We start from the raw sequence: 14,348 nt of genomic DNA, 5'->3' as shown, positions 1-14,348 counted from the left end.
TGTTTATTTCTTTTTAAGCTATTAGCACTTAGCCTTTAGCTGTTAGCCCTTTGCTTCGTTTTATGCTAATGGCTAAAAGCTAACAGCTAATACCTCATTGAGGCTTAGCTTTCAAATACTCAACACTAAACTTCGCCTCTTCAACCCTCTTCCCCGCATCCGGCAGGTCGGTAAAATTATCAGCGGGTGTATCTGCCGTAGGAAACCAGCGCACCTCACCGGTACGGAATACGATCCGCTCCACTTTATGCAAAGGTGCAAACATGATCTGCGCGCTGACGTCCTTTCCATTAATGTTCATGGTATACATGCGGGCAGCGGTGTTGATGTTTACCCTAATCTTATAAGTAGTGCCCGGCGTATATTTCAACAGTGTTTTATAGCGCGCGCCCGACTTGGAGATCAGCAAGCTGTCGGCGCCAAAGGTGAAGCGCGCACCGGGCGTGCCCACCGCATCCTGCAGTTCAATATCCAGTTGCCCATGACTGACCTGGGAAGGTGTAACAGCAAATTCCAGTTCCATCTTTTGAGCAGCCGGTAATAACCTTTCTGCTTTTGCATAATCATGTGCATCACCATCACGCAATACCAATGCTTTTCCACTGGTTGACTGTTCGATAGAAACAGGTGCCCACACCGGGCTATAAATATTCCAGTATTGTAATGCTTTATCAGCAGGCAATTGTGCAAAGCTTTCATCAACCGGCTTCGTTTCTTTATCCCGCACGGGTACAGGTACCGACGAAATCCAGATATCTTCTTTATTCATGCTGTAGGTTACCCACATATTGCCATCAGGTGGTGTACCATCCCCTTCCTGTATGCCCCGCACATATTGCGGTCCATACGATTTATAGTTGCCACCATAGCGCATGGGCGATATTTCGCCATTCACCAACAGCAGGTTGGTATAGTTCAATCCGTCATTGCTTAATGAAAGCGCCAGGGGCCAGCGGAATTCAGAAGGGTTGTATACAGTAGCATATTTACCATCGCTGGTGCGCTGTCCCCATATCTTGGCATTGCTGTTCACAAAGCCCGGCGCGCGCAGCGGATTGTACAACCAGCTCTTGCCATCATTGGTGGTAATGGAAGTAAGCGCATGCTTCCACAGCCCCACCGCACGGCCATCGGGCAGGTGGTAGAAGCTCAACGCTTTGTATTCTTTTTTTACCGGCACCAATGGATCGTCTCTGTCGGCTTCCTCATTCCATTGCTGCATCATCAAGGGTTTGGACAGCAACTCATCACAAGCGGTGACAAATGCTTTATCCTTACTACTCTTATAAAAAGGAAAACTGCTGTTCTTTTCGTTGAAGTTGTGGTTGTAGCGGATGAAGTAAATGGGGCCATAAGTACCATCAGCTTTTATTTCACGCACCACCCGTCCGATGCCATTGCCATCATTGGGGTCATCTTTATTGTCCATGGCTATACCATAGTACGCCAGTGCCAGTAGTTTTTTGTTGGAAGCGGTGTAAAAGCCGATACGCTGGTGCATCACTGCATACAGGTTGCTGGCTACGCCTTCCCGCTCCGGCTTCTTAAAACCATCGGGCACTTTATAAGGCGGAAAAATGATCTCAGGCTCGCTCCAGTGATAACCATCTTTGGAAGTAACCAATAAAGTTTGTCCCGGCGGTACGTGCTCCCCTACCGGGTTGCTCAGGTATTCGAGGTAAAAAGTATTATTCCAATACACCAGCATGGGCGCGTGGTTATAGGTCCAGCCAAAACTGTATTTTGCTTCTTTCAGGTCGCGGTGCGCGCGCACCACTTGTATATTGTGTACGCCCATGGCCAGCGGCAACCGGCCATCATGATAATCCACATTCACCAGTGTGCTACCAGTATAATGTACCGTATCCTGCTGTGCCTGGCCGGCAACAGTGCACGCCAACAATGATAAACCCAGTAATTTATGTTTAGTCATCATACTTTTTGCTTTCGCTCTGCGAGGCTTGCAGCCTCGTAGGTTTATTCTGTTGCTTTCAGCAACTGCTTCAACACTTTCTTTTTCACTTTGAATATCGTTCCGTGCTTATGGCCTTCCGGCACACTGATCTCATCCTTCAGCGGTGTGAAGGTTTTAAAGTCGGCGGTCTTTACAGCACCATACTTTTTTTCCCGGTAGGCATCAAAGTAGATCAACCATTCATTGCCCACTTTCGCTACAGACGGACCCTCGGTAAACGGCTCTGTAAAAGGAGTCGTTACATTGGTGTAAGGCCCCAACGCACTGGTTCCATAAGCCACTTTGATATTCCTGTTGGGACGGGTATTGTCTTTCAGCACCAGTACATAATCCTTTGCGGCCTTCTTTACAATCACCGCGTCGATCACACTGAAGCCGGGATCGAGGAATAATTTGGTGGGACTGAATGTCTGGAAATCGAGCGTGGTGGTTACATACATCCGGTGGTTGTTGCTGTCCTCTTCGATACCCCGGTCAAAGCGGCCGGGAATAGTCGATGCCCAGATGATGACGAACTGTTTGCTATCCTCATCATAAAACAGCTCGGGCGCCCACACATTCACTGTGGTGGGCTCCTTATCCATGACGGAGATAAAACGTTGGTCACTCCAGTGGAGCAGATCTTTGGAAGAGGCATACCCAAATCCTTTATCGCCACGCCAGCTGCTGGTCCACACAAGGTGAAAAGTGCCGTCGGGCCCTTGTACCATTGAAGGATCGCGCATCACTTTTTGCTGGCCGATGGTAGGATGCAGGAATGTTTTGCCGGCATCCTTCCAGTGATAGCCGTCGTTGCTATACAGGAAACGCAAACCTTCTGTGGCAGGTTCGTGGAAGCCAGTAGACATATAGACTTCCTTCTGTGCACCACATGAAATGAGAAACAAACAAATGATGTATATATAAATTCGTCTCATTAATTCATTTTTATTCGCTTTCCAGGATCAACACCCAATCATTTCCTTCTTTGCGCTCACCGGGCGGATCAAACTCCTTTACACCGGCATTGTCCATTTCGCCAATAGGCTGGGTAGTGCCATCTTTGGGGCTCAGCCAATAGCCACGCACTTTGGCGCCACTGATCTTGCCCATCACTACTTTGAAGCTGCTGCCGGTATAGGTATATAACAATGCATACTTTTTACCGCGTGAAGCCACTACCCGCTCGTACCGCTGGCCGTTGCCCTGCACCAGTGATTGATCAGGTACTCTTTCGAAGTAAGGCTTAGACAACAACAGCTCTTTAACATACTTCATCTGCTGAGCGCCGGGGGCTTCCATAGCCGGCTGCCAGTATTGCTTAGCGCCATAGGCACTGCCCGCATCTCCTTTGTGAAAGAACTGCATCACGGCATTGTGTCCGTAGGTAAAGCCGGCTCCTCCTGCCAGTACATTCCACCAGGCATAGCGCCGTATCTCATGATCGGCCCAATAAGATTGCGTGGTATCATGCAACCCATAGGGAATGCCTTCATAAGATGGCTCTCCATCGAATGTTGGTTTTATGGGACGCTTTGCATAATCTTCATCGATGTATTTCCAGTTGTCTTCTCCGTAGTGTGTTTCACCTTTGCTGGTATCCTGCGCATAGTTGCGGTGACCGCTCTGAAACATATTGAAGTCGAGCCATTTCTCCTGGTGAAACCAACGGGAAGAGGTGGTGCGGCCACGTGGGTGGAAGGTGATCAGGTGATTTTTATCGGTTGCCCGCAGCGTGCTGCCAATCTCGTTCCAGATTCTAATGGAATCACTGCCGGGTATATCGCCCCCATTGAGCCAGATGATGTTTGATTTGTTCTTGTACCTGTTGCCCAGGAAGGTTGCATACTTCTTAGCGGCCGCTTGTGGCACCCAGCCATTCTTTACATTGGTGCCCCATACCGGCACAAGTGCCATGTATATTCCTCGTTGCTCAGCCTGATCGATCACATAATCTACATGGTCCCAGAAATCGTATTGAGCAGGATCACTGACATTATTACCATTGGTGATGGCGGGCGTGGCTACATTTCGATTGATCAGTGCGGAATCGCCATATACGTTCACGGCTTTGCGCACATCGTGCAGCACCATCACCTGTATCACATTAAATCCCTGTTGCTTCCTTTGTTCGAGGTATTGCACCACTTCTTCACGGGTGAGCTTAATGAACAACAGCCAACCAGTATCTCCGAGCCAAAAGAAAGGTTGTCCATTCTGTGTAGCGAAATACCGGCCATTTGGTGATACTTTCAGCTTGGGCAATGGCTTTACCTGTGCCACCGAAGTAATCGTCATCACTAATAACAATGCTATTGCTGTAATTCGTTTCATCTCATTTATTCTTTTTCAACCATAATATCCAATTCCCTCTATCCGGCTTGGTAGCCACTATTGCTTTTCCACCTTTGACAGTTTCTTTCGTGGCACGCACCGCGCCACTCAATCCGTTAACCCAATTCACGCTATAACTGCCAGCTTCAATAGTGGCTTCTACCGTTCCTTTATCTTTTGCGAGATCGTAGATCACATAGCCCGTTTGTGCATTCTGTAATATCCACTGCCGCACCATCGCCTCTTTCGATACCAGCGGACGCATAGCACCTACTGCCTGCAGGAATCCGGGGTCCTGCACAGCGAGCGAAGGCATAGAGCCACCGGCCATCAATACTGCCCATCCATACCGGTCGTAGCTATCTCCATAATAGGTAACTGCTTTACCGGGATATTGCTGCCGGTATTCCGATACCGCTTTGTAAACAGCAGCTTCAGCACTGGCCTTGGGTTTCAGCAGGCGGGCATGTTGCCGGGGCGCCAGGTTTTGTCCTCCCTGTGGCGCATAAGCAGTTCCATCCTGCTGGTAGTGCCAGTAACGTATATCGATCATATCTACTACTGCTGCACGCTTAGGATCGGCCAGTATAGCATCCTGCACATCTTTGGTAGTGCTTAAACCAATGATCGGATGTTTACCGGTTTCTCTTTCCCAGGCAGCAATTTCATCCAGCCAGAACTGCACGAAATGCAGAGGGCCGGTAAACTCTGCACTGATCAGGTGCACAACGCTGTTATTGTTGGCAAAACTCTCCAGGTTTTTCCGAATGAACGCTTTGTGCAAGGCACGGCGCACCGGGTGACTTGTATCATAAAACTGCTCCGCCATGAAGATGCGTTTGTCGCCTGCATACGGTGGCGGCTCAGGAAACCCGGTGTTGTTGATGTTGTTGGCAGGCCGCCAGGGGAAGTCGGCATAATGGGCACCTGCCTCTATAATGTTGTGTTGGAAGTAATGATGATTTACCAGCACGAGCCCTTTACGGTCGGCCAAGGTGGCAAACTGCTGCAGGCGACTCCAATACCAATAGTTGTATTTGGTAAGATCGTATTTGCTCAGTCCATCCCAGGCAGTTTCTTTGCCGCTACGTGCAAAGGGCAGTTCATAGAAGGGCGCCCACACATCACCATCCATGCGACGGATGCGTTCATGGTCATCACGCCGGCGCTCATACCACAATCCATAGTTCTGTTCCAGTGAAACCGTTCGATTGTATTTCATAGAATCAGTCAGCGCATCGAGGTCATCCGTCAAGCCCTCGCCTGTTCTTCCCGGCACAAAGCGGGTAACGGCCCCTTTTGCTTTGACAGCGCCATAAGGCCGGGCGCTGCCTGTCCACCAGGGCACTTCTGTTTTATAGCCTGCAACGAGTTGTGTGCCGCGTACCAGCACACCCTGTTCTATATGCAAGGCCGCCATTGCAGGCAATGCGGCAGTGGTTTGCTTTATGTTGAGCTCATCGATGGTCTTAACTCCCTGTGCATTAGTAGGGATGGGTTGTCGCTGTGCTGCTTCGTCGATGAAGGTCAATAATGTTTTGGCTGGCGCCACCGACTGTTTGGTCAATTGCGTAGCCACGTCTACCGTGGGACTGCTGGAGGCCTCAGTTTCCATCGGCATTACCTGTACTCGATCTTTCGCTGCAGCACCAATACGTTGCTGCAACTGTCCATAATATAAACTTCTTGGCTGAATGCTGTTGTTGGATTCGCCCCAGTAACCATCTCCGGCAAACTGGCTCCAGGCGCCAAAGGCCCAGTTGTTGGCCGTGGGTGGTTTATAACAATCAATTCTTGACGCACTGCAATTCCACAACACACTGTTGGCAATATTCCATCCTGCACCTTGTCCATCCTGTCCACGGTTCATAAAGCTGATGGCCTGTCCATCCACATACACCACATCAAAGAGCACGCCGGCACTCCAGCTATCGATGCCTCCACTGAAACTGTAAGGCAAATGTGATTCGCATTGCACAAAGGCATTAGGTCCTGCTGCGCAGAAACCGGTAGCAAAGTCGTGTATTCCATATTCTGCATAGCATCGCTGAAACAAGGTTTGCTGTCCGGCAGTGAAGAATGTATTACGCCGTTCTCCTCCTATTTCAGAAATAGGCTCCAAGGATTTACAATCCTCCACTGTAATGCGCGCCGCTCTTTCATACACGGCTACCGCTGATCCTGCAAAGTGTTTAAAGCTCACCTGTCTTACCCAGACATCCTGTGCCTGATCGATGGTGATGGCCATCCAGCGGTGGTCTTCGTCTTTGGGGTTGCCGTCATCATAGGCAGATACCAGTTGCAGGTTTTCTATCCCGGTATTCGATATTCTGCCGGGCCATGTATAAGCAGCTATAGTTGCCCCACCGTATTGTTTCTCCAGTGCTGTGGTGACCGGTGCATCCAATACAATGGCATTGCCGTTTACCGATACAATGTTGCGGAACCATTGCAGGTCGCGCTGACCGGGCTTCCATCCAAGTGCTGTGATGCCGCCTCCGAAATGATCAGTACCTAATGTGGCAATCCATTCCTTTGTGCTGGGACGTGTTATCATTACCGCATCGCCTACTTTGAAAGCATGCGGCCCGGCTACCTGCAAGTTATTTGCGTTGACAGGCACATATTCATTTGTAATGGATACCTGCGTACCTAATGTAATATCTTCTTTACCCCTTATCGTGATCAGGGTCTCCCGGTCTTTGCTATCACCGGAAAGGATAGTTCCATTTGTTCCCGCGCCGCTACCACGCAATACCACACCTGAAGCAGTGAACTTCAAGCTGCCATTTACGTGGTAGATGCCCGCTTGCAACAAAACTGCACCACGAATACCTGTCTTGTCGGCCGGCAGGCTGCTCACGTAATCGATGGCTGATTGAATGCGGCTTGTGGCATCACCACTGGTTACCGGCACTACTATTTTAACCGGTACATCGGGGATGGCCCTTTCGCCGGCAGCATAGCCACAGTAGGAAAAATCGGGCACCCGGTTGCCAAGGGAATCGGGTGTGTACGCCAGCTGCCGGTTGGCATCTGTGTATACCGGTGGCGGCGGAGGCTTCACTCCTTTTTGGGCAAGGGAGGCATATTGAAACAGCAGCAGGCTGCCAGTCAGGAATATACTATGCACTGTTTTCTTCAACGATCAAGCTGTTTTATATCCGAATTTAACCTGTTTACGCTTCCTGTTTAAAAAGACTTTGCCCCCATCATCAGCAGGGGCAAAGCAGTAAGTTGTATGTTGTTTGTCAGCCTGAGCTTGTCGAAGGCTCCTTCTAAAAACACGCTTCGACAGGCTCAGCGTGACAGTTCTACTAAAACGCTTTCTTTATCGACACTACCGGTTGCACGTTTTTTGCTGGCACCACACTGTTCAGGTATTCTTCAATATTGGTGTAACCACTCTTAGAAAACTGGGTCGCATCTGCCGCATTGTTGGCATTGAGGCCGTGCGCCTTTTCGTAATCATCAGGAATACCATCGTTGTCACTGTCTTTGTAAGGAATTCCCTTGTACTCAGGATAACCACCTACCTGGCTGATGTCGGAAATAATACCTTGTTTGTAGGAGTCGATCGGCATGCGGCGGTGCTTGAACTGCGTTTCGGGCAGCTTCACACCTTGCAGGGGAATGATCTTACCGGTACGTACCTGCTCTGCGATCCGGGTATCAACGGGATCTCTCTTCGGCAGTGTAGCTCCTGCATTCAGCAACACATATTCACGTGCCTGCTTAGCATCTACCGTAGTAACAGCAGCCATCGGCAATGGCTTGTCCCATTTCATATAAGCTTCGTGCTCTCCGGCATTTTTTTCATCTTCTACCTGCACACCGCCTGCCCAATTGTCTTTGGTGACAGCATCGTAACCTTCCATAATGTTGCCGTTTACATACGCGCGGCCATATACATGGTACTTCAGCTTACTGCGGCCGCTTTCGGGCTTGATAATCCGGTGGCCTACATTGTTGTCTTTGGGTGTGGCAGGACCGGGTTGATAATAATTGTTGATAATATTGAACTGGCCGCGGTAATCGCTGCCGTCCATGGAACGGTGAACCCAGTTAAAGATCACATTGTTTACAAAGTTGAAAGCACCATACCACCCGATGGAAGGATTGCGTCCTGTATTGTTGGCCCAGAGGTTGCGCATGAATGTACAATTCTCTCCGCCCAATGTACTTCCAAAAGAGTGGTTCCAGGTATCCAATGCTTCTGCGAAGATGGAGTTCTGAATGGTAATATTCACCGTAGGCAGCTTTTGCTCGATAGCGCCTGTACTGTCGTTGTACATGTGACGGTACATGCTCATGTTCTCATCGAGACCCCAGCTTGCGGATACGTGGTCGATCATGATGTTGCCGATAGGGTTTCCACCAATGGCGTCATCTCTTCTGCCCACCCATGTTTCACCCCGACGGAAGCGCATAAAGCGGATGACCACATCGTGGGTATTGATCCACACTGTTTCTCCGGCTACACACACACCATCTCCGGGTGCTGTTTGTCCGGCAATGGTGATATATGGCGCGCGAATGATCAACGGTGTTTTCAATCTTATGATACCTGCTACATTAAATACAATGATACGTGCCCCACCCTGCTCACAGGCCCAACGCAAACTGCCGGGGCCATCATCGTTCAGACTTGTTACTACCAGTATTTTCCCACCGCGTCCTCCGAAAGAGAATTTACCACCTCCTTCCGCACCCGGAAAAGCAGGTATAGATGCCTGTGGCAGGTCATCGGCCTTGCCAGCCCAGGGAATGTAGGGCTTTCCTTTCCGTGCATCTGCCTGGATAATGGGCCATGCTTTTGCCCATGCTTCATCTGAACGCTTGCGCCCTTCGTCGAGCAGGGAGTCTGATGACTTCTGCACATCCGGTGGTATCGTAGGATACTGAGCACGCACACCGATCGCTATGCTTGTTCCAACTGCGACCGCAACAATAGTCTTTAAGTACTGGTTCATTGGGTGATCTTTTTATAATGCTGTTTGACGTTGTATTTAGGATAATGGTTGCGGTTACTTTTGTTAATAACAAAATTTAATGTTACTGCAAAGGATCGAACGAACCATTGACCCAGCCAATCGTTTGTACCAACGCAGGGTTACGCCCCAGGTGGGTTGTAGGAATGGCATAGAAATAATATTCCGGTTTAAAATTGATCACATTATTATCAAAGTTCTTTACACTGGCTGTAAAGAAATTGGTATAGCTTGGTCCATCGATGTTGATGGTATCACGTACACGCACTGTGGTTGATCCCGGAACAAAGTTGTTAAGGGTCGTGATGGTATAAGGAGCTTTCACGGCTATTTCCAATCTTCTCCTGATCTTTCCATTCAATGTATTCCATAATTTATTGCGGCGCAGGTCGTCGTAACGTTTATTTTCGAATGCCAGTTCAACTCTTCTTTCCAGCATGATGGCATCGAACATCTCCGTCTTCGACATACCTGTTTTCAATCCATACATATCGGTAGTGCCCGGGAAAATACCTGCTCTTTTACGGATCAGTTTAAGCATATCATATGCTTCTGCCGTGCGGCCGGTAGCATTGGCACATTCAGCCAGATTAAGCATTACTTCTGCCAACCGTATCTCAACCCAATCGGTTGTACCGGCAGCGGAGTTGAGGCGCAATGTAGCAGGATTCACGCCCTTGCGGCAATAAAAGCCAGTAGTTGTAATCGTGTTCTCCGGATTTTGTCCTGCAGGGCTGGTGCCAATATAGCACCACTGGCGGCGGGTAGCCTGGCTGCTCAAAGGCCACACAGCTCCATTGTATACGATGGTGGCCGCAAAACGGGGATCACGCTTTTTCCAGTAGTACACCGGGTCGTAAGCCGCACCTGCTTCTGTGATGGCTTTACCACTATCTGTTGGAAATGCTTCTACCAGATCCCAGGTAGGCTGGTAACCACCGCCGCTTCCTTCAGAAGAAGGACGGGCGCTGTTCTCGAACGAGTTGGAAGCATTGATACCATCATAAGAACGGATCATGATCACTTCCTTATTGGCTGACGTTTCATCGGTCAACACACTGGCAAAAGTGGGAAACAACGCATGTCCATCTTTTATGAGTGAATCATATGCTGCTTTATTGGCCTGATAGGCTTTTTCCCACTTTGTCGCATCAGCACCGGGATTGAATTGCGGGCTGGCGAAATACAACAGTATCCTTCCTTTCAGCGCCATAGCAGCTCCACGTGTTGCCCTGCCGCGATTGCCGGCTGATTGGGTAGCAATGATCCAGTTGGGCGCCTTGGCGGCAGAGTCGAGGTCACGCATCAAAGAGTCGATGCACTCGGACGTTTTATTGCGAGGCACATATACGTTGTCTTCTATCCAGTCCTGCGGTCTTGTGACATAAGGAACACCTCCATACAATTTCACCAGGTTGAAATAATTCCATGCCCGTAAAAAATAAGCTTCTGCTTTGATCCTTGTTCTCACATCCTGCGGCAGGATTCCTTTATCGATCTCTGTGAGCAGGATGTTCACACGACGGATGTTTACATAGGCCAACGCACCATTGCTCGATACCGTACCAAAATCGGTTACGCCGTCATTGGCCAATGTACCAAACAACAAGTTGGTGCTGCCTACCGTATTCGACTCATCGTTGGTATTGTGCAACGCATAAGGGAGTGTAGTAGTACTGGCATTGGCTGGCCAGCTGGGCATGATCACCGCATAACAACGGTTCAGGAACAAAGTAGCTGTAGATTCATTGTCCCAGGTTTCGCCACTAATACCGGTTTTATCTTCTTTGTCGAGCACCTTCCTGACACAGGAGGATACAACTGTTATTATTAATATATAGATGATGAGCTTTTTCATATCACAAGTGTTTATTGCCTTTTTCAATCGGTTTAAAATGACAGGTTAGCACCAAAAGTGAAAGTTCTTAATGCAGGGTAGTCAACCGCCACATTGGAAGCCGGGTCTTTGTAAGGCTGGTTATTGATGATGGTCCATAGGTTGGTACCTACCGCAAACAACCTTAATTCCGGGATCTTAATCTTAGCACTCCACTTTGAAGGCAATGTATAAGCTAATTGTGCATTGTTGATGCGCATCGTAGTGCCGCTTACGATCCAGAAATCGGATACGTCGCTGATGAGCGGGCTGTTGATAACCGGGTATTTAGCATTGGGGTTTTCAGGCGACCAGCTGTTCTTCCAGAAGGACAGTGCAGACTGGTTCTCTGTTGGCGGCCTGCGGGCCGTATTGTCATATACCCTGCTGCCACCAACACTCAGACTGGTATTGACCGATAAGCGTAATCCTCTCCATGAAAGTCCGAGGTTAAAACCAAGGCCGATCAAACTGCCGGAGCGGGGCGCTATTCTTGTTTTATCCAGGTCGGTGATCCTACCATCGCCATTGATGTCTACAAAATTGAGGTAACCTACACGCAATGAATCGCCGTTGATAAGCCAGCCGGGGTTCTTGGCATAGAATGCATCTACCTCTGCCTGTGTCTTGAAAATATGCGTAGCCTTGTATCCTTCAATGCCTGCATCGGTACGACGGCCGATCGGGTATTTCCAACCGGTATCGGAAGCAGCAGCATAATACTTCTTGATCACTTTATTGTCAGTCCAACCCACGTTCATCTGTGCGCTAAACGCCAGATCGTTGGTGATCTTACCATTGTAACCGATCGACCCTTCAACGCCCCACGCCTTGACCTCTGCATAGTTCTGGTCGGCAATCGCTACACCCAATGTTGTGGGCACGCTGCTGGTAGCCGTTTGCAACATATCATAGTTGCGGCGGTGGTAGAAGTCGAGGGCGAAGTTGAGTTTCTGACGGAGCATGGTACCATCCAGACCCAGGTTCTTGTACAGCGCTTTTTCCCAGGTAATATTTGGATTGGGTATACGGTTGTTGTTAAGACCGTTGGTCATGGTGTTGCCAAACAACATACCCGTAGTTTGCGTGTATCTTTCGTAGTACTGGTAGTTGGCCACGGCATCGCTACCTGTGAGGCCCACCTGGAAACGAAGTTTCAGGTTGTCTACAAAGTGTACATTACGGAAGAAGTTCTCTTCTGATATTTTCCAGCCTACTGCCACGGATGGGAAATAGCCCCAGCGTGATTCAGGCGGGAAGTTGGGAGAGGCATCTGCCCGGAAAGTAGCTTCCAGCAGGTACCTGTCCATAAAGCTATAGTTCAGGCGACCGAGGTAACTGGCCCGGCCTGTTTCTGTAGTGCGGCTGATGTGATCGTAAGTAGCCCTGTCGGAAGAGAATCCCCACAGCTCATCTACACCGGGGATCACCTGGGTTTCTGCCGAAGCGAAGAAGCTTTCAGTGCTTGATTCACTTTGCTCGGCCAGTACCAGCACATCGATGTCGTGTTTACCAAATGTTTTCTTATAGTTCAGTGACTGGTTGAACTGGTAGCTTTTAGATGCATCACTGCTCAGACGCAGACTATTACCATTCCTGATGGCCCTGATGGGATTCGAAGCAGCAGGTACATTGGTAAAAATAACTGCCTGCTTGGTAACACTTGTTCCCGTTAATGGAGAATAATTGGTACGGGCAAAATCATATAAGTTATAAGGAACAGAATATTCCTTACCGGCCACATTGCGGGCATTTTGACCATAAGATACCCGGAAAGTCAGCCCTTCGATGAATGGTATCTTATAATTTATGTTGGCGGTAATATTGGTACCTCTTGAATTAGTTCGTGCATAGGTGTTGGTGCCTTGTACTTCCAGCGGATGCCAGCCAGGCGCCGTGGTGAATACCGGCTTGCCATCGACATACAGGGGCACCCATTTGGGGATCAGCAACAGGGCTGCCATGGTAGCGTTCATTTCATCGGTCTGATCACTATTTTGACCAGCGAAAGCAGCAATGCCATCAGGCGTTGGCCTGTCCTGTATAGCATAATCATTGCTGAATACCACATCTGCAGTAATATCATCGGAGATCTTCGCATTCATGCCGATGCGGAATCCGTAACGGGTAGCATAGAGGTCTTTCAGGTTACCGGTCTCTTTTAAATAGTTGGCGCCGCCAAAGAAAGTGATCTTGTCTGACCCACCACTTATGTTGATCGTATGTCTTTGCAGGTAAGCATTGTCCCAGGTAGCGTCGAGCCAGCTGTAGCTGTTGTTCCGTACATGGTCGATCTCCTGCTGAGAATACACGAGGTTATTCCAGACAGGACGAGCCTTGTATTTATTATTCAATAAAGCAACATGCTCCAGTGCAGTTAATGTCTCCGGCATATCGGACGCGGATGAAACACCGAAAGAACCGGAATAGCTGATACGGGGCTTACCGGGTCTGCCTTTTTTCGTTGTTACCAGTACCACACCATTGGCGCCACGCGAACCATAAATAGAAGCAGCGGCATCTTTCAGGAAAGAAATGCTTTCAACCATGGTGGCATCGAGGTTATCGAAGAAGGTCTTACCATCCGGTTCATTGTAGGCAATACCATCGATCACATAGAGAGGATTGATGCTGCCTGTAGAACCAAAGGTGATGGGGTTGCGAATGCGCAGGTTGGTATTGGCACCAGGTTTACCGGAAGCCTGTGCTATGCTTACGCCTGGTACTTTATTTACCAGGGCTGTAGCCAGGTTGGCGACCGGCAGGTCTTCAATTTCTTTGGGGTTGATGGTGCCTACCGAACCTAATACATTGGCCCGCTTTTTAGCACCATATCCTATGACCACCACATCTTCCATCGATTTATCGGTCTTGAAGAGGGTAATGTTCAGAGAGATGTTCGTGCCAACGGCTATATCTTTCGACAGGAAGCCGATGTAGGAGACTGACAGTATCGCATCGCTGTTGGGCACCACGATGGAGAATTTTCCTTCCGCATCGGTGGTGACAGACTTGTTGCCGCCTTTTACACTGACGCTCACACCGGCCAACGGTGGCCCATCATCGCTCACTACCCTACCGGTAATGGTTTTCTCCTGTGCCAGCACGGAAAAGGTGCTACAGCACAAGAGCAGAAAAATGAGGAAATGCTTAGCAGTTCGTAAATGATTCATATGGCGTGTAGTTTATGGGA

7 protein-coding genes are annotated in these 14,348 nt (G+C 49.1%); all 7 read right to left on the bottom strand.

Annotation, left to right across the window (positions count from 1 at the left end; translation table 11 throughout):
- Positions 1–94 precede the first annotated feature (94 nt).
- The gene (locus AC5JBY_RS14540) at positions 95–1,936 is read right to left on the bottom strand and encodes a six-hairpin glycosidase (protein ID WP_495905332.1); all 1,842 of its coding nucleotides are present in this window, start codon (positions 1,934–1,936) and stop codon (positions 95–97) included.
- Between the two features lie 41 nt (positions 1,937–1,977).
- The gene (locus AC5JBY_RS14535; protein WP_495905331.1) at positions 1,978–2,892 is read right to left on the bottom strand and encodes a glycoside hydrolase family 43 protein; all 915 of its coding nucleotides are present in this window, start codon (positions 2,890–2,892) and stop codon (positions 1,978–1,980) included.
- A gap of 10 nt (positions 2,893–2,902) precedes the next feature.
- Entirely contained in the window at positions 2,903–4,288 is a 1,386-nt protein-coding gene (locus AC5JBY_RS14530) for a glycoside hydrolase family 140 protein (protein WP_495905330.1), read from the bottom strand.
- A 1-nt stretch (position 4,289) separates the two neighbouring features.
- Positions 4,290–7,433, bottom strand: coding sequence for a DUF6298 domain-containing protein (locus AC5JBY_RS14525; RefSeq protein WP_495905329.1), 3,144 nt, complete (start codon positions 7,431–7,433; stop codon positions 4,290–4,292).
- A gap of 172 nt (positions 7,434–7,605) precedes the next feature.
- Positions 7,606–9,261 (bottom strand): polysaccharide lyase, encoded by a 1,656-nt coding sequence (locus AC5JBY_RS14520; protein WP_495905328.1) that lies wholly within the window; start codon positions 9,259–9,261, stop codon positions 7,606–7,608.
- Between the two features lie 82 nt (positions 9,262–9,343).
- A complete protein-coding gene (locus tag AC5JBY_RS14515) occupies positions 9,344–11,137 on the bottom strand; it encodes a RagB/SusD family nutrient uptake outer membrane protein (protein WP_495905327.1) in 1,794 nt (597 codons plus the stop codon).
- Between the two features lie 32 nt (positions 11,138–11,169).
- Positions 11,170–14,328, bottom strand: a complete 3,159-nt coding sequence (locus AC5JBY_RS14510) for a SusC/RagA family TonB-linked outer membrane protein (protein ID WP_495905326.1) — start codon at positions 14,326–14,328, stop codon at positions 11,170–11,172.
- Between the last annotated feature and the right edge of the window lie 20 nt (positions 14,329–14,348).

Source organism: Paraflavitalea sp. (genome assembly GCF_059502485.1).
Note: the sequence above shows the minus strand (reverse complement) of the source record. Positions and strands in the feature narration are given on the sequence as shown.